Annotated in this window: 18 protein-coding genes; 15 read left to right on the top strand and 3 right to left on the bottom strand. The window is 60.5% G+C overall.

Going from position 1 to position 20,664, the window contains the following annotated elements; all coding sequences use genetic code 11:
• Positions 1-188: 188 nt before the first annotated feature.
• Positions 189-1,409 (bottom strand): CaiB/BaiF CoA transferase family protein, encoded by a 1,221-nt coding sequence (locus NPS29_RS22795; protein WP_274135300.1) that lies wholly within the window; start codon positions 1,407-1,409, stop codon positions 189-191.
• Positions 1,410-1,419: 10 nt separating this feature from the next.
• The gene (locus NPS29_RS22790) at positions 1,420-2,601 is read right to left on the bottom strand and encodes an acyl-CoA dehydrogenase (RefSeq protein WP_274135298.1); all 1,182 of its coding nucleotides are present in this window, start codon (positions 2,599-2,601) and stop codon (positions 1,420-1,422) included.
• Between the two features lie 175 nt (positions 2,602-2,776).
• Between NPS29_RS22790 and NPS29_RS22785 the strand changes: the two genes are divergently transcribed.
• The 10 genes from NPS29_RS22785 (at position 2,777) to NPS29_RS22740 (ending at position 12,742) form a co-directional block, all read left to right on the top strand.
• Positions 2,777-3,673, top strand: coding sequence for a LysR family transcriptional regulator (locus NPS29_RS22785; RefSeq protein ID WP_274135296.1), 897 nt, complete (start codon positions 2,777-2,779; stop codon positions 3,671-3,673).
• A gap of 438 nt (positions 3,674-4,111) precedes the next feature.
• Positions 4,112-5,233, top strand: a complete 1,122-nt coding sequence (locus NPS29_RS22780) for a Re/Si-specific NAD(P)(+) transhydrogenase subunit alpha (protein WP_274135294.1) — start codon at positions 4,112-4,114, stop codon at positions 5,231-5,233.
• An 11-nt stretch (positions 5,234-5,244) separates the two neighbouring features.
• A complete protein-coding gene (locus tag NPS29_RS22775; RefSeq protein WP_062386518.1) occupies positions 5,245-5,571 on the top strand; it encodes an NAD(P) transhydrogenase subunit alpha in 327 nt (108 codons plus the stop codon).
• Positions 5,568-7,013 carry an NAD(P)(+) transhydrogenase (Re/Si-specific) subunit beta gene (locus NPS29_RS22770; RefSeq protein WP_274135290.1) on the top strand — a complete coding sequence of 482 codons (1,446 nt, stop codon included), beginning with the start codon at positions 5,568-5,570 and terminating at the stop codon, positions 7,011-7,013. Before NPS29_RS22775 ends, NPS29_RS22770 begins: the two co-directional genes overlap by 4 nt.
• A gap of 190 nt (positions 7,014-7,203) precedes the next feature.
• The gene (locus NPS29_RS22765) at positions 7,204-8,697 is read left to right on the top strand and encodes an acetyl-CoA hydrolase/transferase family protein (RefSeq protein WP_274135288.1); all 1,494 of its coding nucleotides are present in this window, start codon (positions 7,204-7,206) and stop codon (positions 8,695-8,697) included.
• A gap of 320 nt (positions 8,698-9,017) precedes the next feature.
• Positions 9,018-9,233: a DUF1127 domain-containing protein gene (locus tag NPS29_RS22760; protein ID WP_274135287.1), complete on the top strand. Its 216-nt coding sequence runs from the start codon at positions 9,018-9,020 to the stop codon at positions 9,231-9,233.
• Positions 9,234-9,698: 465 nt separating this feature from the next.
• Positions 9,699-10,016, top strand: coding sequence for a DUF2388 domain-containing protein (locus tag NPS29_RS22755; protein ID WP_274135286.1), 318 nt, complete (start codon positions 9,699-9,701; stop codon positions 10,014-10,016).
• Between the two features lie 105 nt (positions 10,017-10,121).
• Complete coding sequence (locus NPS29_RS22750; protein WP_274135283.1) at positions 10,122-10,427, top strand: DUF2388 domain-containing protein; 306 nt, start codon at positions 10,122-10,124, stop codon at positions 10,425-10,427.
• Between the two features lie 36 nt (positions 10,428-10,463).
• Positions 10,464-10,784: a DUF2388 domain-containing protein gene (locus NPS29_RS22745; protein ID WP_274135281.1), complete on the top strand. Its 321-nt coding sequence runs from the start codon at positions 10,464-10,466 to the stop codon at positions 10,782-10,784.
• Positions 10,781-12,742, top strand: coding sequence for a DUF4105 domain-containing protein (locus tag NPS29_RS22740; protein ID WP_274135279.1), 1,962 nt, complete (start codon positions 10,781-10,783; stop codon positions 12,740-12,742). Before NPS29_RS22745 ends, NPS29_RS22740 begins: the two co-directional genes overlap by 4 nt.
• Before the next feature lie 151 nt (positions 12,743-12,893).
• Here the strand turns inward: NPS29_RS22740 and NPS29_RS22735 are convergent, their stop codons facing one another.
• Positions 12,894-13,295 (bottom strand): GFA family protein, encoded by a 402-nt coding sequence (locus tag NPS29_RS22735; RefSeq protein ID WP_274135277.1) that lies wholly within the window; start codon positions 13,293-13,295, stop codon positions 12,894-12,896.
• A gap of 329 nt (positions 13,296-13,624) precedes the next feature.
• Here NPS29_RS22735 and NPS29_RS22730 point away from each other — a divergent pair, with 329 nt between their 5' ends.
• From NPS29_RS22730 to NPS29_RS22710, 5 genes are all read left to right on the top strand, one after another.
• Entirely contained in the window at positions 13,625-14,932 is a 1,308-nt protein-coding gene (locus NPS29_RS22730) for a CitMHS family transporter (protein WP_274135275.1), read from the top strand.
• 67 nt (positions 14,933-14,999) lie between these two features.
• Positions 15,000-15,767 carry a TerC family protein gene (locus tag NPS29_RS22725; RefSeq protein WP_274135273.1) on the top strand — a complete coding sequence of 256 codons (768 nt, stop codon included), beginning with the start codon at positions 15,000-15,002 and terminating at the stop codon, positions 15,765-15,767.
• Between the two features lie 260 nt (positions 15,768-16,027).
• Positions 16,028-17,680 carry a Na/Pi cotransporter family protein gene (locus NPS29_RS22720; protein ID WP_274135271.1) on the top strand — a complete coding sequence of 551 codons (1,653 nt, stop codon included), beginning with the start codon at positions 16,028-16,030 and terminating at the stop codon, positions 17,678-17,680.
• A gap of 58 nt (positions 17,681-17,738) precedes the next feature.
• Complete coding sequence (locus tag NPS29_RS22715; RefSeq protein ID WP_274135269.1) at positions 17,739-19,121, top strand: M16 family metallopeptidase; 1,383 nt, start codon at positions 17,739-17,741, stop codon at positions 19,119-19,121.
• 363 nt (positions 19,122-19,484) lie between these two features.
• Complete coding sequence (locus NPS29_RS22710; RefSeq protein WP_274135268.1) at positions 19,485-20,660, top strand: DUF5924 family protein; 1,176 nt, start codon at positions 19,485-19,487, stop codon at positions 20,658-20,660.
• Positions 20,661-20,664 lie beyond the last annotated feature (4 nt).

The raw sequence follows: 20,664 nt of genomic DNA, 5'->3' as shown, positions 1-20,664 counted from the left end.
TTTGATTATCAAGGAGTTTTCCGTTCCGACTGCGCCGGAAGTGGGGCGAATTATAGAGAGATTCGAGGGGGCGTCAACACTTAATGTGAACTTTCTATGAAATAAGCGAAACAGCAGGAAAATCAGCAACTTCCTTCAGTTTATATAGGGGAGGGCGGCTATCGCCGCCCACCTATATAATAGAAGCGCTACAGAACACCCGCCTCGCGCAGCACCATGACGGCCTCATCCGACAGGCCCAGAACACTCGTCAGCACCTCCAGCGTGTGCTCGCCCAGCAAGGGCGGCGCCCGGCGATACTCCACCGGCGTACCCGAAAGCCGAATAGGACTCGCCACCTGGGGCACCGTGCCGCCCAACGCATGGGGCAGCTCGACTTTCAACCCGCGCGCCTGCACCTGGGGATCAGCAAAGACCTGTGACACATCATTGATAGGCCCGCAGGGCACGCCGGCACGTTCAAGCGCTTCCACCCACTGCGTCGTGGTCTTGAATACAGTGGCCTGGCGAATCAACGGGATCAGCTCGGCCCGATGCGCCACTCGCTGCTTGTTGGTCGCGAACCGCGGGTCATCCGCCCACTGGGGCTGCCCGGCCACTTCCGCGAATTTGCGGAACTGGCTGTCATTACCCACGGTAAGAATGAAGTCGCCATCGGCCGTGGGAAAATCCTGGTACGGCACAATGTTCGGGTGCGCATTGCCAAGACGCCTGGGCGGGGTGCCCGTGGTCAGGTAATTCATCGCCTGGTTGGCCAGGCAGGCCACCTGTACATCCAGCAGCGCCATGTCGATGTGCTGACCCACGCCGCCCTGATCGCGATGGGCCAAGGCTGCAAGAATCGCAGCAGTCGAGTACAGCCCGGTCAAGATGTCGGTCAATGCCACGCCTACCTTCACCGGCCCTGCGCCTTCCTCACCATCCGGGCGCCCGGTCAGGCTCATCAGGCCGCCAAGACCCTGGATCATGAAGTCGTAGCCGGCACGCTTCGCATAGGGGCCGGTCTGGCCGAACCCTGTAATCGAGCAGTAAATGAGCCTCGGGTTCTCGGCCTGCAGTGACTCGTAGTCCAGACCATAGGCCTTGAGGCCACCGACCTTGAAGTTCTCGATCACGATGTCGGACTTCGCCGCCAGCTCCCGCACCAGCTTCTGACCTTCAGGCCGGGTGAAGTCGATGGTGACCGACTGCTTGTTCCTGTTCGCAGAAAGGTAATAAGCCGCCTCGGACGTATTCTCGCCCCGCGGATCTTTCAGAAACGGAGGACCCCAGGCACGCGTATCGTCGCCGTTTCCCGGGCGCTCGATCTTGATGACGTCCGCCCCCAGATCCGCCAGGATCTGGCCCGCCCAGGGCCCGGCCAGCACCCTGGACAAATCCAGCACACGAATATGCGACAGCGCGCCCATGGCAGGCTCCTTAGTAGAAGGCCTGAATGCCGGTCTGCGCGCGCCCCAAAATCAGTGCATGCACGTCATGGGTGCCTTCATAGGTGTTGACCACTTCAAGGTTGACCAGATGACGGGCAATGCCGAACTCGTCGGAGATCCCGTTGCCGCCGAGCATGTCCCGCGCCATGCGCGCGATGTCCAGGGACTTGCCACAGGAGTTGCGCTTCATGATCGAGGTGATTTCCACCGCCGCAGTGCCTTCGTCCTTCATCCGCCCAAGACGCAGGCAACCTTGCAACGCGAGGGTGATTTCAGTCTGCATGTCTGCCAGCTTCTTCTGGATCAACTGGTTTGCAGCCAACGGGCGGCCAAACTGCTGGCGATCCAGCGTGTACTGACGCGCGGTGTGCCAGCAGAATTCGGCTGCGCCCAGCGCACCCCAGGAAATGCCATACCGCGCGGAGTTCAGGCAGGTGAACGGCCCCTTGAGCCCGCGAACATCCGGGAAGATGTTCTCTTCAGGCACGAAGACGTTATCCATGACCACTTCACCGGTGATCGAAGCACGCAGGCCCACCTTGCCGTGGATTGCCGGGGCGCTCAGACCTTGCCAGCCTTTCTCCAGAATGAAACCGCGAATGTCACCGGCATCATCCTTGGCCCAGACCACGAACACATCGGCAATCGGGCTGTTGGTGATCCACATCTTGCTGCCGGTCAGCCTGTAGCCGCCTTCCACGGAACGCGCACGAGTAATCATCGCGCCCGGGTCGGAGCCATGGTTCGGCTCGGTAAGACCGAAGCAGCCGATCCATTCGCCGGACGCCAGCTTGGGCAGGTATTTCTGCTTTTGCGCCTTAGTACCGAACTCGTTGATCGGCACCATGACCAGCGACGACTGCACGCTCATCATCGAGCGATAGCCCGAATCGACGCGCTCGACCTCCCGGGCGATCAGGCCATAGCAGACATAGTTCAGGCCGCTGCCACCGTACTGCTCGGGGATGGTTGCGCCCAGCAGGCCGACTTCACCCATCTCACGGAAGATTGCAGGGTCGGTCTGCTCATGCCGGAAGGCTTCGAGCACACGAGGAGCGAGTTTGTCCTGGGCGAACTGTTCGGCGCTGTCACGAACCATGCGCTCTTCTTCGGTGAGCTGCTGATCCAGCAACAGCGGGTCGATCCAGTTGAAGCTTGCCTTACCGCCCATGACGTTCTCCTCGTTGAATGGTGCTCTCGGGCCACGCCGAGAAAAAGCTGTGGAGTGAGACTAGGCCCGGATCGGCGCCGGGGCAAACGAGGATTTCGCATAGTCTTGTGCTAATTTCTCACTCCGTAACGGCAAAAACCGCCCTATCAGCATCCAACGAGTGAGGTTCCCGTACATGCGTCGCAAGATCCCCAGCACTGCCGCACTCGTCAGTTTCGAGGCCGCCGCTCGCCACGAAAGCTTCACCAAGGCTGCTGAAGAGCTTTCCCTCACGCAAAGCGCCATCTGCCGACAGATTGGCAGCCTGGAGGAGTTCCTCAATGTGGAACTGTTCCGACGCTCGCGCAGGGGAGTGAAGCTGACAGAAGCAGGGCTTTCCTACAGCCGACGGGTCGCAACGCAACTGGATGCCGTGGAACGCGACACGCTTTCGGTGATGGGCCACCAAGGCGCTAATGTGATCGAGCTTGCAGTGGTGCCAACCTTCGGCACCCAGTGGTTACTGCCTCGCTTGAAGGACTTCCAGCAACAGAATCCCGACGTGACGATCAACCTGACCAACCGCACCCGGCCGTTCCTGTTCGCCGACACCGACTTTGATGCAGCCATCTACTTCGGAGATGCCGACTGGTCGGGTACGCAATCCCATCGGCTGATGAGCGAAAACCCCATGCCGGTTTGTAGTCCCCATTTGCTGGGCAACAAACCCCGACTCAGCGCGCGTGAATTATCCGAGATGCCGTTGCTGCAACAGACCACACGACCCTACGCCTGGCGCCAGTGGTTCGACTCAATGGACATGAATATCGCTCGCGACATGACAGGCCCGCGATACGAGCTATTCTCCATGCTCGCTCAGGCGGCGATGCATGACATGGGCGTCGCGCTGATCCCGCCGTTTCTGATCCAAAGAGAACTGGCGGAAAAGCGTCTAGTGGTGGCCAATTCCCACGCATTATCGAGCGTGAAAGCCTATTACCTGATGATCCCGGAGCGAAAAGTCGAATCCGCGTCATTGAAAGCCTTCCGCGACTGGCTGGTGCAACAGGCTGAAACCTACGCCCTGCCTTGATTTCAGGCGATTGAGTCAAATTTACTGACCCTGTAGTCAATTAAATTCAAGGACTACAGATATCTTGTAATGTCGCATTTAAGAAACACCTCTGTTCTTTATCCAAAACAGGCTGCACACGTTATATGACGGGGCTTACAGCCAGATTGAGCACTGTTTTCACCTCGCAGACGAAAAAAACTTCAAACACTGAACATTTCGCTACACGCCTCTAAATACAAGGCCTGTAGCGGTTTGTTGCGTCAAACGGTCACAGGGTGACTTGTAGTTAAAGTCACGTCCCGTTACAGAATTCCTTGAAGCACCCCTGTTACACCTGCAAAATGCCGCGCCCCTCTTGTTATAGAGAGGGCGAGGTGATCGCTGCACCAGACGCGCCATACGCAGTGCGCTGGCCTACTTTTTAAAAGATAAAAAAGATCACGCAGGAGATTTGACGTGCACATTGGTGTCCCTCTAGAAACCCAGTCCGGTGAAACTCGGGTTGCTGCTACTCCGGAAACCATCAAGAAGCTCATTGGCCAGGGTCATAAGGTCACCGTCCAGTCAGGCGCAGGCATTACCGCCTCCGTGACGGACAGTGCCTATGAGGCGGCAGGTGCTTCGATCGGCGGCGCCTCTGATGCCTTTGGCGCCGAGCTCATTCTAAAGGTCGTCGCCCCAAGCGACAGCGAACTGGCCCTGATCAAGAGCGGTACCGTGGTCATCGGGATGCTCAACCCGTTCAACAACGAGATCATCGCCAAGATGGCCGAGCGCGGGATTACCGCCTTCGCCCTGGAAGCGGCGCCGCGCACCTCGCGGGCGCAAAGTCTCGATGTACTGTCCTCGCAAGCCAACATTGCCGGTTACAAATCGGTCCTGCTGGCGGCCCATCACTATCCGCGCTTCATGCCAATGCTGATGACTGCTGCCGGTACCGTGAAGGCTGCTCGCGTGCTGATCCTCGGTGCAGGCGTTGCCGGTCTGCAGGCCATCGCCACTGCCAAACGTCTTGGTGCAGTGATCGAGGCTTCCGACGTTCGCCCTGCGGTGAAGGAGCAGATCGAGTCGCTGGGTGCCAAGTTCGTCGACGTGCCTTACGAGACCGACGAAGAACGCGAAGCAGCAGTGGGTGTGGGCGGTTATGCGCGTCCGATGCCGGCCAGCTGGATGCAGCGTCAGGCCGTGGCCGTTCACGAGCGCGCCAAGCAGGCGGACATCGTGATCACCACCGCGCTGATTCCGGGCCGCAAGGCCCCAGTGCTGCTGAGCGCCGAAACCGTCTCGCAGATGAAACCAGGCTCGGTGGTCATCGACCTCGCAGCGGCCCAGGGCGGCAACTGCCCGCTCACTGTCGCTGATCAGGTGGTGATCGAGCACGGCGTGACCATCGTTGGCCACACCAACCTGCCTGCGCTGGTGGCTGCTGACGCGTCGGCGCTTTATGCACGCAACCTGCTGGATTTCCTGAAGCTGGTCTTCACCAAGGAAGGCCAGTTCGAGATCAACCTCGAAGACGACATCGTCGCCGCGTGCCTGATGTGCCGCGACGGCCAGATCGTGCGCAAGAACGGCTGAGGATAAAAACAATGGAAGACATGCTGATCTCTCACGGCGTCTACAACCTGATCATCTTCGTGCTGGCGATCTACGTCGGCTACCACGTGGTCTGGAACGTCACCCCTGCGCTGCACACCCCACTGATGGCCGTGACCAACGCCATCTCGGCCATCGTGATCGTCGGCGCCATGCTGGCGGCTGCACTGACCGTGACCCCGCTGGGCAAGACCATGGGGACCCTGGCGGTCGCTCTGGCAGCCGTCAACGTGTTCGGTGGCTTCCTGGTCACCCGCCGCATGCTGGAAATGTTCAAGAAGAAGGCTCCGAAAGCCAAAGCTGAGGATGCCAAGCAATGAGCATGAACCTCGTCACCCTGTTGTACCTCGTTTCGGCGATCTGCTTCATCCAGGCCCTCAAGGGCCTGTCGCACCCGACCACATCGCGCCGCGGCAACCTGTTCGGCATGTGCGGCATGGGTCTGGCAGTGCTGACCACCATCGGCCTGGTGTTCAAGCTGGCGGCGTTGTCCACCGACGGCGCCAGCGCGGGTATCGGCTACATCATCGTGGGCTTGCTGGTCGGCGGCACCGCCGGTTCGATCATGGCCAAGCGCGTCGAAATGACCAAGATGCCGGAGCTGGTCGCCTTCATGCATAGCATGATCGGCCTGGCAGCGGTGTTCATTGCCATCGCCGCCGTGGTCGAGCCTCAGTCGCTGGGCATCGTTGCACACCTTGGCGACGCGATCCCGACCGGTAACCGCCTTGAGCTGTTCCTGGGTGCGGCGATCGGTGCGATCACCTTCTCAGGTTCGGTCATCGCCTTCGGCAAGCTGTCGGGCAAGTACAAGTTCCGCCTGTTCCAGGGCGCACCGGTACAGTTCGCCGGCCAGCACAAGCTGAACCTGATCCTGGGCCTGGCCACGCTGTTCTTCGGCCTGATGTTCATGTTCACCGGCAGCCTGTTCGCCTTCAGCGTCATGCTGATTCTGGCGTTCGTGATCGGCGTGCTGCTGATCATCCCGATTGGCGGCGCCGACATGCCTGTGGTCGTGTCGATGCTTAACAGCTACTCCGGATGGGCAGCGGCCGGTATCGGTTTCTCGCTGAACAACTCGATGCTGATCGTGGCCGGCTCCCTGGTGGGTTCCTCGGGTGCGATTCTGTCCTACATCATGTGCAAGGCCATGAACCGCTCGTTCTTCAACGTGATCGGCGGCGGCTTCGGCGGCGCGGCAGATGCGGGCGATGCAGGCGGTGCGAAAGAGGCGCGTCCGGTGAAATCCGGCTCGGCGGACGACGCCACTTTCCTGCTGACCAACGCCGACACCGTGATCATCGTTCCGGGCTACGGCCTTGCGGTGGCACGTGCCCAGCACGCCCTGAAAGAGCTGACCGAGAAGCTGACCCACGCCGGTGTGACCGTGAAGTACGCGATCCACCCGGTGGCCGGTCGTATGCCGGGCCACATGAACGTCCTGCTCGCCGAGGCCGAAGTGCCTTACGACCAGGTGTTCGAGATGGAAGACATCAACTCCGAGTTCGGCCAGGCCGACGTGGTGCTGGTGCTCGGTGCCAACGACGTGGTCAACCCGGCCGCGAAGAACGATCCGAAGTCGCCAATCGCCGGCATGCCGATCCTGGAAGCCTTCAAGGCCAAGACCATCATCGTCAACAAGCGCTCGATGGCCAGCGGCTATGCCGGTCTGGACAACGAACTGTTCTACCTCGACAAGACCATGATGGTCTTCGGCGACGCCAAGAAAGTCATCGAAGACATGGTCAAAGCGGTGGAATAAGCGCTCTGGCCCGCAGCAAAACCAACCCTCGGCACGTGCATCGGCCGAGGGTTTTTTACATCCGGCGTAAAAGTGTTTTGTCCTGAAAGCCGCTAATTAGAGCCCTCGAATGCGACCTTGGTCGTGGGACGAAAAAAATCCAGTTCTCTAGACTTGGGCCCTCGCATCCTCGTCCTGAGACAAGAAAACCATGCACCGTGAACGTATCCGCCTGCCTTCTTTGATGAGCAAGGTAATGAGCGCAGCCGACGCCGCTTCCCTGATCCAGGACGGCATGACCGTCGGCATGAGCGGCTTCACCCGCGCCGGTGAAGCCAAGGCCGTACCCAAGGCCCTCGCCGAGCGCGCCAAGGCCTCGCCGCTGAAGATCAGCCTGATGACCGGCGCAAGCCTGGGCAATGACCTGGACAAGCAGCTGACCGAGGCAGGCGTGCTGTCGCGCCGCATGCCGTTCCAGGTCGATAACACGCTGCGCCGCGCAATCAACGACGGCACGGTGATGTTCATCGACCAGCACCTGTCGGACACCGTCGAGCAACTGCGCAACCGCCAGATCAAGCCGGTGGACATCGCCGTCATCGAATGCGTGGCAATCACCGAGGAAGGCCATCTGGTGCTCAGCACCTCGGTCGGCAACTCGGCCAGCTTCGCGATTCTCGCCGAGAAGGTGATTATCGAGATCAACACCGCACAGCCTCTGGAGCTCGAAGGCCTGCACGACATCTATATACCGACCTACCGACCGACGCGCCTGCCCATCCCGGTATTGAAGGCTGACAGCCGCATCGGCAGCCAGGCGGTGAAGATCGACCCGGCGAAGATCGTCGGTATCGTGTTCAGCGACCAGGCGGACTCACCTTCATCTGTATTGCCCGCCGACCACGAGACCCAGGCCATTGCCGGGCATCTGGTGGAGTTCTTCAAGAACGAAGTGCGCCAGAACCGCCTGACCAACCAGTTGATGCCGTTGCAGGCGGGGGTCGGCACCATCGCCAACGCTGTGATGACCGGGCTGCTTGACTCGCCGTTCCACGGCATGGCGATGTACTCGGAAGTGCTGCAGGACTCGACGTTCGACCTGTTCGAGGCCGGCAAGCTGGATTTCGCATCGGGCTGCTCGATGACACTGTCCGAGCGCAAGCACGACGCGGTGTACAACAATCTGGAGCAGTACAGATCGAAACTGTTACTGCGCCCTCAGGAGATTTCCAATCATCCTGAGATTGTGCGCCGCCTGGGCATCATCGGAATCAACACGGCGCTGGAGTTCGACCTCTACGGTAACGTCAACTCCACCCACGTCGGCGGCACCCGCATGATGAACGGGATTGGCGGCTCCGGGGACTTCGCCCGCAACGCCCACTTGGCGATCTTCGTGACCAAATCCATCGCCAAGGGCGGCGCGATTTCAAGCGTGGTACCGATGGTCAGCCATGTGGACCACACCGAGCACGATGTCGACATCCTCGTCACCGAGATCGGGCTGGCCGATCTGCGCGGCCTGGCGCCTCGCGAGCGGGCCCAGGTGATCATCGACAACTGCGTGCACCCGGCCTATCGCGAAGCGCTCAATGACTACTTCCGCAAGGCTTGCGCCATCGGCGGTCACACGCCCCATGTGCTGCGTGATGCACTGAGTTGGCACCTGAACCTTGAAGAAACCGGCCGCATGCTGGCGGTGTAGAAAATACAGTTTGGACGTGGCGACGACCTTTCGTCGCCACTGCGTTTGAGCTGAACGCTATTCTGGCGAAAATTGTACTGCTGTACCGGTCGTTTCTACCCCTGAAACGACACTTTTCACTAAATCAGCGCACAAAATGCACCATTTAGGTGCCAACCGGTACAGTTGCCCCATTTCCGAACAAAACAGTGCCCTTGAACAGTTAACTGAAGCAGCACAATACAAGTGAACTGTGTCTGGAGAGAGGAGGGCAACGAGAGGAAGATGGGCACCAATCAAGTCACTATCTAATCCCGCCACAAGCGGAAGGAAGAAGCACCATGGAACGCACCGTAAGTTCCGAACTGTTCTACGAAGAAACCGCTCAATCGGCCAAAGGCTCCCTGGTTCTGCGCATGTTCGCCAACCTGATGCTCTGGCAGCGTCGCCTGTCCAGCCGCCACCAGCTGGCCCGTCTGGATGCTCGCCTGCTGGCTGACGCCGGTATCAGCGAATCCCAGCGTTACGAAGAGCTGAGCAAGCCGTTCTGGCGCTAATTTAGCGCTCGCTGGTCCAGGCCTTAAGCCTACTGCCAGCACCCTGAATTGTTCACACAAAGCCCGTCGCAGGTCACTGCTGACGGGCTTTGTTGTTTCTGGCTTCCAGCGATTTCTTCCGTAGCAGCACGGCTTGCCGGCGGGAGCGGTGTGTCAGTCGAAAATGATTCGTCTGATACGACGCCCCCGCCGGCAAGCCGTGCTGCTACGGGTGCGAGTACAAATTCCAAGACCAACAGGTACAGTTTTATATAATCGCTTTGATACCGGTACAGTGCTTGAGTTATAAGGCGTACAGATCCGCAGCGGTGCCTCGGCAAAGCAGCTGGCACATCGCCCTGATAGTCCTTTAGCCCCCTGTTACGCTAGTCTTGCGCCATCTTCTGCCCCGTCGCTTGCGAGACAGCTCTGGCTCCTCTGCGAATTTGCGCGTGTGGTTTCGATTGACCCTTGTGGAGTTCCAACATGTCTCGTCTTCGTCTCATGACCGCCGCTGCGCTTCTGATCGCGGCAACCGGGGCCCAGGCTTCCAGCTTCGTGGTGACCACCGACACACTGGTTCGCGCGCTCGATGCTTCGTCCAACGCCACGTCGAAAATCTCCTCGTCCTTCCACGATGACAAGATCGTGCTGGCCGCCCGTGACGACGCCGCAAGCTTTGTCGCCTCCCAAGGCGAGATTCGCGGCGTTCACCTGGAAGGCGCCTTCGCCCACATCCGTGAAATAGCACCTGGCCTCCAGGCTTCGGACGCACAGCTGGCTCAGGCGATTCTCGCCATCTGATTCAGCTTCGCGACAGCTTTGGCAACGCTTGCCCCGCTACCTTCACTGGCTCTGGCCGGGGCATTGCGCTAGCCTTGCGGCTCGTTCCGTCATTACCGAAGACTCATGCACTTATTGTCTCGCCTGTTGATTGCAGCGACTGCCAGCCTGATCTGTGTGACCCAGGCTCAAGCGTTCGACACAACCACACAAAGCCTGATCAAAAGCGGGTACGGCACCAGTCAGGTGACGACCGGGCCTTTCGATAACAAACTGATACTTGCCGCCCAGGATGATGCTGCAGCGTTCATTGCCACTGATGGCCAACTGCGAGGAGCACAACTGGAGTCGGCGTTGATGTGTCTGCGTCAAACCTCTCCAAAACTTCATGCCAGCGACCTTGAACTGGCGCAGGCAATCCTCGTCCAATAATTACTTTTTGTATCTTCTGTCTTTTGGAGACGTTCCATGCGTACCCCGCTTATCGTTGCGGCCCTGGGCTTGCTCGTGCTTACCGACGTGGCTCAGGCTCAAACCTTGAAAGCGACCAGCAACATTGTTGTTCGTGCTTTTGGCCGCAGCGTTGATTTCACGTCCGACACCACCTCTTCGGTCCGCAACTGGAAAATGGTTGTGGAAGCCCAGGACGACGCCGCCAGCTATGTCGCCAGCAACGGTGACATCCACGGTGCCCGCCTGGATGCGGCCTTCGCCACCCTGCGCGATCGTCTGCCCGAAGCCCGCAATGCCAGTGACCAGGATCTCGCCGAAGCCATCCTCGCATTGTGAGGCGCGTAGCCGCCTGGCTGCTGGCATCGGCGCTCTCGCTGATCTGCACGAGCGCCTTTGCCGACCTGAGCCTGTCGCTGTACACCGACGGGCTCGATCCTGCACAGCAGAAAGCCAGCCAGACGCTACTGGATGAAGCCCTGGCGCACCTGCCGCCCATGTTCATCACCAAGCTGGACCGCAAGGTGGAGGTGCGCTGGACCGATGACATGCCGGCCAATGCCTATGGACGCGCTGACGGCCCCTACCGCCTGGACCTGAATCAGAAGCTGCTGGCAGGCCTGACCGACGGCAGTGCCGCCACCACCAAGACCAATCGCCCCCACGGTACCGTTCGCGAAGAAATGCTCGCCACGGTGCTGCATGAACTGACTCATATCTACGACCACGCCCAGTTGTGGTCGGCGCAAGAGCGCAAACTCATCATCGCCTGTTCACGCCAGGGCAACAGCCTGGGCAAGATCGGCCTGCGCGACAGTTGCCGCGGCCAGACGGACCGGCGCTTTACCTTGAGCGACGATCCGCGCCTGCTGGATCTGGCAGGCTGGCCGCAATACGTCGGACGGCGAGGAGAGCGCGAAGAGCGCAACGGCCAAGTGGCCCGCAGCCCGGACATCTACGAAATCAGCAGCCCGCTGGAATTCGTGGCGGTGAACATGGAGTACTTCCTCCTCGATCCTGCCTATGCCTGCCGCCGCCCGGCGCTGTACGACTATTACCGGCAGCAGTTCGGCTGGGCCCCTGCGGCCAAGGAAGACTGCCCGAGTTCCTATCCGTACCTGAACGCCGGCAACGATTTCGCCCGCGAGCCGCTGGGCAAGCTCGACCCCGAGCGCGTGTATGAGGTTGATTACCTGCTGGCCGAAGCCAACCAGAATCTGGTGAGCCGCTGGGGGCACAGCATGCTTCGGCTGGTCATCTGCAAGCCCGGTCGCCCAAGGGGGCCGGATTGCCGCCTGGATCTGGATCAGCACCTGGTGCTGTCTTACCGCGCCTTCGTCAACGACCTGCAGCTGTCCAGTTGGAGCGGCCTGACCGGCAAGTACCCTTCGCGGCTGTTCGTGCTGCCGTTGGGCCAGGTGATCGACGAGTACACCAAGACCGAACTGCGCAGCCTGGCGTCGGTTCCGCTGAAACTGTCGCGCCAGCAGATCGATGGCCTGGTGCAGCATGCCGCCGAAATGCACTGGGCCTACGACGGCGATTACTGGTTCCTGTCCAACAACTGCGCGGTTGAGAACCTCAAGCTGTTGCGCAGCGGCACAAACGACCCGCGCCTTGTCGGCCTGGACAGCATCCTGCCCAACGGCCTGCTCGAAGTGCTCAAGGGCAGGGGGTTGGCCGACACCAGCGTGCTGGACGACCAGAAGCGGGCGCTGCGCCTGGGCTATCGCTTTGACTCGTACCGTGATCGCTATCAGGCGATGTTCGATGTGCTGCGCAAAACCACCAAGGTGAAGGAGGCGACGGTGGAGGACTGGCTGACGCTGTCCGCCAAGGAGCGACAGCCGTACTTTGCCAAGGCCGATTTGCGCAGTAGCGCGGCCTTGCTGTTGCTGGAGCAGGCCAGCATGCGTCGGCAGTTGTTGCTGGCGCAGGATGAGGTGAAGCAGCGTTATCTGAGCGCAGTGGAGAAGAAAGACAACCGGGTTTCCCAGGCCACCGGCACCTTGCAGGACATTCTGGCCAACAGCGGCTTCTTAAGCCGTCCGGCTGAGCTGCTCGGCAGCGGCGGTTATGGCTTGCCCCAAGAGGGTGAGTGGAAACGGCTGGAGGCGGAAAGCAGCGAGCGGCAGAAGCAGCTCCAGCGCTTGAGCGGCGACCTGGACAAGGAGGTGAGGGCGCTGCTGGAACCGGATCGCGCCGCCGAAATCGCCGCCACCGAAGACAACCTCAAGCAGATCGGCGAACACTTGCGGGCGTTGCACAAAGCCGCTGGCGGGTTGGAATTGCCGTAAACACATCCCATGCACACCCAAATCCCGTAGCAGCCGGGTTGCCCGCGGGTCGATCTCGAGGCCGCCCCCGCCGGCAAGCCGTGCTGCTACAGGTACGGCGGTGAGGCGCAAACCCCGCGTTACCCCCAATCCCGTAGGAACGCACAATCGCTTAGATCGTTTCTTCGCGCTCTTCTGGCAAATGCTCATCAAGGTGCAGCCACGGCAACCGGCTGTCGGTCCAGATATGCCGCTCGGCCGGGGCGTTCTCTGGATGGTCGAGGGTGCCGATGGTCACGTCCATGGTGTCGGGACTGTGCTGGCTGAACAACGCCATCTGTGCCCCACAGTTGCTGCAGAAAAACCGCACGCAGGTGGGACCTGAATCGTAGGCCGCAGGGCTTGCCCCCAGCCACTTGAAGGCGTCGAGCGGCACGGTGATCCAGGTGACCACGATGCCCCCGGAAGTACGCCTGCAGATCGAGCAATGACAGTGGGCGATGTCGCGCAATGGCGCATCGAAATGATAACGCAGGCGGCCGCAATGGCACCCGCCAGTATGACTGTTTGTCATGGCCGCTCTCCCTTACGTGTCTTCCCTCTGACTGCCAAAAGCCCGATTTGCTGCATTTTTCCGACGGCGACGAGCGAAACCCCGGCGAAAGCTGGCTGAAAGCTTGGCCCTTTAGGATCGCCTCACCTCCGGCGACAGACCGGTCAGCCAGGACGAACGCTCGACGTTCTCCGGCCCATCAACAACAACAATTTCGGTGATTCTGATGCTTGCTCTTGCTACCCCTGCGCTGCACCTCCCGTTCGCACCCTCACTCCTCGCGCCGCTCGTCCTGAGCTGATTGCTTCGTATCAAACGTTCTTTCGTCGCGTAACGCCTGGAGTATTTCTATGTTGACCTTCCTCGGCTTCGCCATGGTCGTCGCCTTCATGTACCTGATCATGAGCAAACGCCTGTCGGCGCTCATCGCCCTGATTATCGTACCTATCGTATTTGCCCTGTTCGGCGGGTTCGCCACCGACATCGGCCCGATGATGCTCGCCGGCATCAGCAAACTTGCGCCCACCGGCGTGATGCTGATGTTCGCGATTCTGTATTTTGCCCTGATGATCGACTCCGGCCTGTTCGACCCGGCCGTGCGCAAGATCCTCAAGCTGGTCAAGGGCGACCCGGTCAAGGTATCGGTCGGCACCGCCGTGCTGGCACTGGTCGTCTCGCTGGACGGCGACGGCGCCACCACCTACATGATCTGCGTGGCCGCCATGCTGCCGCTGTACAGCCGCCTGGGCATGAGCCCGCGAATCATGGCTGGCCTTATCATCCTGGCGGGCGGCGTGATGAACATGACGCCATGGGGCGGCCCGACCGCCCGTGCGGCGAGCGCGCTGCATGTGGATCCGTCCGACATCTTCGTACCGATGATTCCTGCAATGCTGGCCGGCGTAATCGCCATCCTGGTCATCGCCTACTTCTACGGCAAACGCGAACGTGCTCGCCTCGGTGAATTGCACCTGCCGGGCGATGAAGTCGATCACAGCGAAATCAGCGTCTCGCAGTTTCCTGAAGCCCGTCGCCCCAAGCTGATCTGGTTCAACGGCGCGCTGACCCTGGTGTTGATGATCGCGCTGATCATGGGCGTGCTGCCGCTGCCTGTGCTGTTCATGATCGCGTTCAGTATCGCCATGATCGTCAACTACCCCTGCCTGCAGGCGCAGAAGGATCGCATCGCGGCCCACGCCGGTAGCGTGCTGGCCGTGGTCGGCCTGATCTTCGCCGCCGGTATCTTCACCGGCATTCTGTCCGGTACCGGCATGGTCGACGCCATGTCCAAGAGCCTGCTGGCTGTGATTCCTGACGCGATGGGGCCTTATCTGGCGGTCATCACGGCGGTGGTCAGCATGCCGTTCACATTTTTCATGTCCAATGATGCGTTCTACTATGGTGTGCTGCCGGTGCTGTCCGAGGCCGCTGCGCATTACGGCATCAGCCCGGTGGAAATGGCACGTGCCTCGATCGTCGGCCAGCCCGTCCACCTGCTGAGCCCGCTGGTGCCATCGACCTATCTGCTGGTCGCGCTGGCCGGCATCGAATTTGGCGATCACCAGCGCTTCACCCTGAAATGGGCGGTGCTGGTCTGCGTCTGCATACTGATCGCCGCGCTGATGATGGGCATCTTCCCTGCATTCAGCAGTCTATAAATCACAATGACAGCCGGGCTTGCGCACACGCGACGGCCTAGGCTCAACAAGCTCAAAGGAAAACGTAATGGAATGGCTGACCAACCCTGAGATCTGGGTTGCTTTCTTGACCCTGACCGCGCTGGAAATCGTTCTGGGTATCGATAACATCATCATGATCTCGATCCTGGTCAGCCGCATGCCCAAGGCCATGCAGCCGCGCACGCGCATCTTCGGCCTGGCGCTGGCGATGGTCACGCGCATCCTGCTGTTGCTGTCGATCACCTGGGTCATGCGCCTGACCGACGACCTGTTCGTGGTACTGGGGCAGGGCATCTCCGGGCGCGACCTGATCCTGTTCTTCGGTGGCCTGTTCCTGCTGTGGAAAAGCTCCCAGGAGATCTACCACGGCCTGGAAGGCGAGGAAGAGCAACTGGAGGAGCCCAAAGGCAAGGGCGGCCAGTTCCTGTACACCATCGTGCAGATCGCGATCATCGACATCGTGTTCTCGCTGGACTCGGTCATTACCGCCGTGGGCATGGTTTCCCACGTACCGGTGATGGTCGCGGCGATCATCGTCGCCGTGCTGGTCATGATGCTGTGCTCGGGCGTCATCAGTGACTTCATCGACAAGCACCCATCCCTGAAGATGCTCGCGCTTTCGTTCCTGATCGTCGTCGGTACGGTACTGATCGCCGAATCCTTCGATGTGCATGTGCCAAAAGGCTACGTGTACTTCGCCATGGCGTTCTCGCTGGCGGTGGAAGCGATCAACATCAAGATGCGCACAGCCATGGCCAAGAAGCGGGCTTTGAAGGACCCTGTGAAACTTCGCAAGGACGTTCCGGGTCAATAACAACCGATGCGTTGTAGCTGAATGGAACGGGGCATTGAAAAATGCCCCGTTTTTCATGCGCGGGTATCGCGCTTCAAATGGCTGATTTGTTACAGTTTTGTTTCACTGAATAATCGTCTGTGCCATGCTGGCAATAAGGCCTCGGGCCGACTAAAGCTTTAGTTGAGCATGCTTATCACGATAAGACTCAAGCGCTGTCGCTCGCTACACGCTGTACTTTCAATCCTTGCCCATTGGGCACACTACAGGGGGCTTTTTGTATGCTGACCCTGCTCGATTTGCTTTCCGCCGTCGCGCTGTTGATCTGGGGCACGCACATCGTTCGCACGGGCATTCTGCGCGTCTATGGCACGCAGTTGCGCCTGGTGCTCAGCCAGAACATGTCCAAGCGACCGCTGGCGTTCATCGCCGGCATTCTCGTCACCGCACTGGTGCAGAGCAGCAACGCCACTGCCATGCTGGTGACCTCGTTCGTCGGCCAGGGGCTGATGGGGCTCACGCCCGCGCTGGCGATCATGCTCGGTGCCGACGTCGGTACTGCGGTCATGTCCCGAATTCTCACGTTCGACCTGTCGTGGCTCTCGCCGCTGCTGATCTTTCTCGGGGTGATTTTCTTCCTTTCGCGCAAACAGACCCGCATCGGCCAACTGGGCCGCGTCGGGATCGGCCTGGGCCTGATCATTCTGGCGCTGCAGCTGATCGTCACCGCAGCGGCGCCCATCACCCAGGCCGCAGGCGTCAAGGTGCTGTTCGCCTCGCTGACCGGCGACATCCTGCTCGACGCCCTGGTCGGCGCCATGTTCGCGCTGATCTCCTATTCGAGCCTGGCGGCGGTGCTGTTGACGGCCACCCTGGCCGGTGCGGAAATCATCAGCCTGCCGGTCGCCATCGGCCTGGTCATCGGCGCCAACATCGGCAGCGGCCTGCTGGCGTTCATGAGCACCAGCATGCAAAACGTCGCCGGGCGCCAGGTGGCGCTGGGCAGCCTGCTGTACAAACTCATCGGCCTGTTGCTGATCATCCCGGTGCTGACACCGCTGGTGCACTGGATGGACTCGCTGGAGCTGAGCCCGGCCAGCCTGGTCATCAGCTTCCACGTGATCTACAACTCGCTGCGCTGCCTGCTGATGCTCCCGACCGTTGCGCCGATGGGCCGCCTGTGTGCGTCGATCCTGCCGCAGCCGGCCGAGGCCAACGGCCAGACCAAGCCTCGTCATCTGGACCTCTCGGCGCTGGCCACGCCGAGCCTGGCGCTGGCCAACGCGGTGCGCGAGACCCTGCGTATCGGCGATCTGATCGAGAGCATGCTCAGCGCCATGCAGGAGGTGCTGCGTGGCAACCAGACAGCCGTGACCCAGGAAGTGCGGCGGCTGAACGACGACATCGAAGTGCTCTACAACGCGATCAAGCTGTACCTGGCGCAAATGCCTCGCGAAGACCTGAGCGATCAGGACAACCGCCGCTGGGCCGAAATCTTCGAGCTGTCGATCAATCTGGAACTGGCCAGCGGCCTGATCGAGCGTATGCTGCGTAAGGTCCAGCAGCAGAAGACCGCCCAGCGCCGCTCCTTCTCAGAAGTGGGCCTTGAGGAGCTTTCCGGGCTGCACGAACAACTGATCGCCAACCTGCGCCTGGGTCTGTCGGTGTTTCTCAGCGGCGACCCCGAAAGCGCGCGCCAGCTGCTTCGGGAAAAACGTCGTTTCCGGGCACAGGAACGGCGTCTGGCCCATGCCCATGTCAGCAGACTGCAACGTAAAATCGTGCAGAGTATCGAGACCAGTTCGCTTCACCTCGAGCTGATCGCCGACATGAAACGTCTGAATTCCATGTTCTGCAGCAGCGCCTATGCCGTACTTGAAACCAGCGACACCGGGGCCTTGTCCAGCGAAAGCGAGCCTGAACAATCGAGGTGAACGCCAGGGCCGGTCTGAAGTCTGTTACACATACCGGCCCGCAAGGAAGCCCGTTTTTATGCGTTGCCTGCTGTTCGTTTGCCTGTTTGTGACATCCCTTTCCTCCATGGCCATCGACCGCTTTCGGGTGGAAGGCTATGTATTGCCCAACGGTTTGCAGTTGCTGCTCAAGCCGGCTGAAAAAGGGCACGTTTCCATTCGCCTGGTGGTGGGCGTCGGCTTTGACGATTTTCCCTGCCAGGACAAAGAGCTGCCGCACCTGCTCGAACATCTGCTGTTCAGCGGCATCGACGACTCCGGCGAGGGCGGCCTTGAGCAGCAGATGCAGGCGTTGGGCGGGGAGTGGAATGCGTTCACCAGCAACACCGATACCACTTTCGTGATCGAGGCGCCCGCGCAGAACCAGCGCAAGGTGCTGGACCTGCTGCTCGATGTGCTGACCCACACCCAGATCAACCAGACCAACCTGGATACCGCCAAGCGCATTGTCGAGCGTGAAGACGGCGGCCACTATTCGCACCTGCAACGCTGGCTGGACAAGCGCGACTTGGGCAACAGCGCAGGCAGCCAATTGGCGGTGGAACTGGGCCTCAAGTGCGCTGAACGTCCGCAGGTCGATCATCTGACGCTGGAACAGATCGAGCACTTCCACGACAACTGGTACGCGGCCAACAACATGACCCTGATCATCGTTGGCGAACTGGACAAGCTGCTGCCGGCCTATCTGGAACGCACCTACGGCCAGCTCAACGCGGTGGACCCCAGCGAACATCCGCCACTGGCCACCGTCACCGACAAGGCCGAGCCGGAACGCACCCTGATTCGCGGGGCGCTAGGCGATGGTGCCAAGCTGCACTTGTTGTTCCCTGAACCGGACATGGGCGAGCAACATGATGAAACCTGGGATCTGGTCAAAGCCTATCTGGACTGGGCGCTGTACAGCGATCTGCGCCTGGACAAGGGGTTGTCCTACGGGCCCTCGGCGGAACGCGAAGCCTATGGCGACACCGGTTTTCTCAGCCTGAACGCGGACCTTGATCGTGACGATGTGGATCCTGCAGTGAGTGCTGTTCGCGGGATGCTGGAGCGGTTGCGCAAGGAAGGCATGGATCCTGCGACCTTCGCCCGCCTGCAACAGGCCTCGATTGCCAGACAGGCATGGGCGGTGCAGGGCAACAGCGCGCTGGCGGACTATTACTGGGGTGCGCTCAATGATTACGAAGACGGACGCTTTGAGGACCCGGCCAAGCGAACCCGCGCCGTAAGCCTGGACCTGGCCAACCGCGCCATGCGTCAGATGCTGGCGCAGCCGGGGTATCTGCGGATTGAAAAGCCGCTGGTCAGTTATGACGAGGCGTACGAGATCGGGCTGGGGTTGCTGGCGTTGGTGGTGCTGCTGATCGTCTGGCGCTGGCGAGCGTATAGAAAGCGGCACATCTGACCCTGTGGTGACCTTGAGGCCGCTCCCGCCGGCAAGCCGTGCTGCTACGGGATCGGTGTTAGACCCAGACTCTGCGAACACCCCGATCTGCGTAGCAGCCGGGCTTGCCCGCGGGAGCGATCTTGAGGACGCCACGCCGGCAAGCCGGACTGCTACGGGATCGGTGTTAGACCCAGACTCTGCGAACACCCCGATCTGCGTAGCAGCCGGGCTTGCCCGCGGGAGCGATCTTGAGGACGCCACGCCGGCAAGCCGGACTGCTACGGTGTTGGCGATTTCGGGGCCGCCATGAATATTGATCGGCGGTAATGGGGATGTTGGTATCCTGCTCAGGATTTTCCTAACGCCAAAGTGATGACCGCAATGCCCGACCTCAACGCCCTCATACAGAACTCACTGGTACAGCGCGTTCTGGAGTTCATGAAACGCTATCCGGGGCTGATTGCGTTGTTCGGGTTTGGCTCGGGGATTGCCAGTTTCATCATGGTGGACCGCCAGTCCCGCCCCGGCAGCTGGATTGCGGCCATCCTGCTCATCAGTTGGGTGTGGCTGATGGTTGAGAACAGTGCTGTAAGGCTGATCGCAAAAATCTTCAAACGCGAAATCCCGCAGCCGCTTCTGCGCTATGCCACGCAGATGATCCATCAGGAAAGCCTGTTCTTCGTACTGCCGTTCTTCTCCATTACCACCACCTGGAACAGCGGCCAACTGGCATTTACCGGCCTGCTGGCCATCGCGGCGTTGATCTCCATCATCGACCCGCTCTACTACAAATGGCTGGCACCGCGCCGCTGGCTGTTTCTGGCCCTGCACACCCTGACCCTGTTCGCCGCCTTGCTCACGGCGATGCCGATCATCCTGCACCTGACCACCGCCGAGAGCTACAAGCTGGCGCTGATCGCTGCCGTGCTGCTGTCATTCCCAAGCCTGGCGTCTAGTTTCCCGATCAACACCTGGAAACGCGGCGTGGGCCTGGTCGCGATGACGCTGGCCATCGGCGGCGCCGGCTGGCTGCTGCGTTCCTGGGTGCCGCCGGCCACGCTCTGGCTGACGGAAGTGGCGGTCAGCACGCAATTCGACAACCAGAACCGCACCCCCGGCGAGAGCATCCAGGAAGTCGGCGTCAAGCAGTTGCGCAGCGGCGGGCTGTACGCCTACACCTCGATCAACGCGCCCCGTGGTCTGGATGAGCGGATTTATCACGTTTGGAGACACAATGGCGAAGAGGTTGATCGAATTGCTCTAGACATCCGAGGTGGACGTAAGGAAGGCTATCGGGCCTGGACGCACAAACAGAATTTTCCACCGGATGTGCTCGGCAAATGGCAGGTGCGAGTGTTGACTGAAGACGGCCAGATGATCGGCGTCTTGCGTTTCGAAGTCACTGACAGGGACCAGCCCGCCGTGACCCGGAAAAAGATCACGCCAGCGGGCCTGAAGCCCGGCGCAGACACCTTGAGCCCGGATGACCCGGACGCTGAAAAACCTGATGACAAAGCGCCTGCGGACAACACGCCCGACCCGGCCAAAACCAACTAAGCTC

The organism is Pseudomonas putida, from assembly GCF_028682175.1.
In the GTDB taxonomy this organism is placed as follows: Bacteria; Pseudomonadota; Gammaproteobacteria; order Pseudomonadales; family Pseudomonadaceae; genus Aquipseudomonas; species Aquipseudomonas putida_AD.
Note: the sequence above shows the minus strand (reverse complement) of the source record. Positions and strands in the feature narration are given on the sequence as shown.

Excerpts from the sequence above, each read along its gene's own strand:
- NPS29_RS22795 (WP_274135300.1), bottom strand. The coding sequence starts at position 1,409 with ATGGGCGCGCTGTCGCATATTCGTGTGCTGGATTTGTCCAGGGTGCTG.
- NPS29_RS22790 (WP_274135298.1), bottom strand. The coding sequence starts at position 2,601 with ATGGGCGGTAAGGCAAGCTTCAACTGGATCGACCCGCTGTTGCTGGAT.
- NPS29_RS22785 (WP_274135296.1), top strand. The coding sequence starts at position 2,777 with ATGCGTCGCAAGATCCCCAGCACTGCCGCACTCGTCAGTTTCGAGGCC.
- NPS29_RS22775 (WP_062386518.1), top strand. The coding sequence starts at position 5,245 with ATGGAAGACATGCTGATCTCTCACGGCGTCTACAACCTGATCATCTTC.
- NPS29_RS22770 (WP_274135290.1), top strand. The coding sequence starts at position 5,568 with ATGAGCATGAACCTCGTCACCCTGTTGTACCTCGTTTCGGCGATCTGC.
- NPS29_RS22765 (WP_274135288.1), top strand. The coding sequence starts at position 7,204 with ATGCACCGTGAACGTATCCGCCTGCCTTCTTTGATGAGCAAGGTAATG.
- NPS29_RS22760 (WP_274135287.1), top strand. The coding sequence starts at position 9,018 with ATGGAACGCACCGTAAGTTCCGAACTGTTCTACGAAGAAACCGCTCAA.
- NPS29_RS22755 (WP_274135286.1), top strand. The coding sequence starts at position 9,699 with ATGTCTCGTCTTCGTCTCATGACCGCCGCTGCGCTTCTGATCGCGGCA.
- NPS29_RS22750 (WP_274135283.1), top strand. The coding sequence starts at position 10,122 with ATGCACTTATTGTCTCGCCTGTTGATTGCAGCGACTGCCAGCCTGATC.
- NPS29_RS22745 (WP_274135281.1), top strand. The coding sequence starts at position 10,464 with ATGCGTACCCCGCTTATCGTTGCGGCCCTGGGCTTGCTCGTGCTTACC.
- NPS29_RS22735 (WP_274135277.1), bottom strand. The coding sequence starts at position 13,295 with ATGACAAACAGTCATACTGGCGGGTGCCATTGCGGCCGCCTGCGTTAT.
- NPS29_RS22730 (WP_274135275.1), top strand. The coding sequence starts at position 13,625 with ATGTTGACCTTCCTCGGCTTCGCCATGGTCGTCGCCTTCATGTACCTG.
- NPS29_RS22725 (WP_274135273.1), top strand. The coding sequence starts at position 15,000 with ATGGAATGGCTGACCAACCCTGAGATCTGGGTTGCTTTCTTGACCCTG.
- NPS29_RS22720 (WP_274135271.1), top strand. The coding sequence starts at position 16,028 with ATGCTGACCCTGCTCGATTTGCTTTCCGCCGTCGCGCTGTTGATCTGG.
- NPS29_RS22715 (WP_274135269.1), top strand. The coding sequence starts at position 17,739 with ATGCGTTGCCTGCTGTTCGTTTGCCTGTTTGTGACATCCCTTTCCTCC.
- NPS29_RS22710 (WP_274135268.1), top strand. The coding sequence starts at position 19,485 with ATGCCCGACCTCAACGCCCTCATACAGAACTCACTGGTACAGCGCGTT.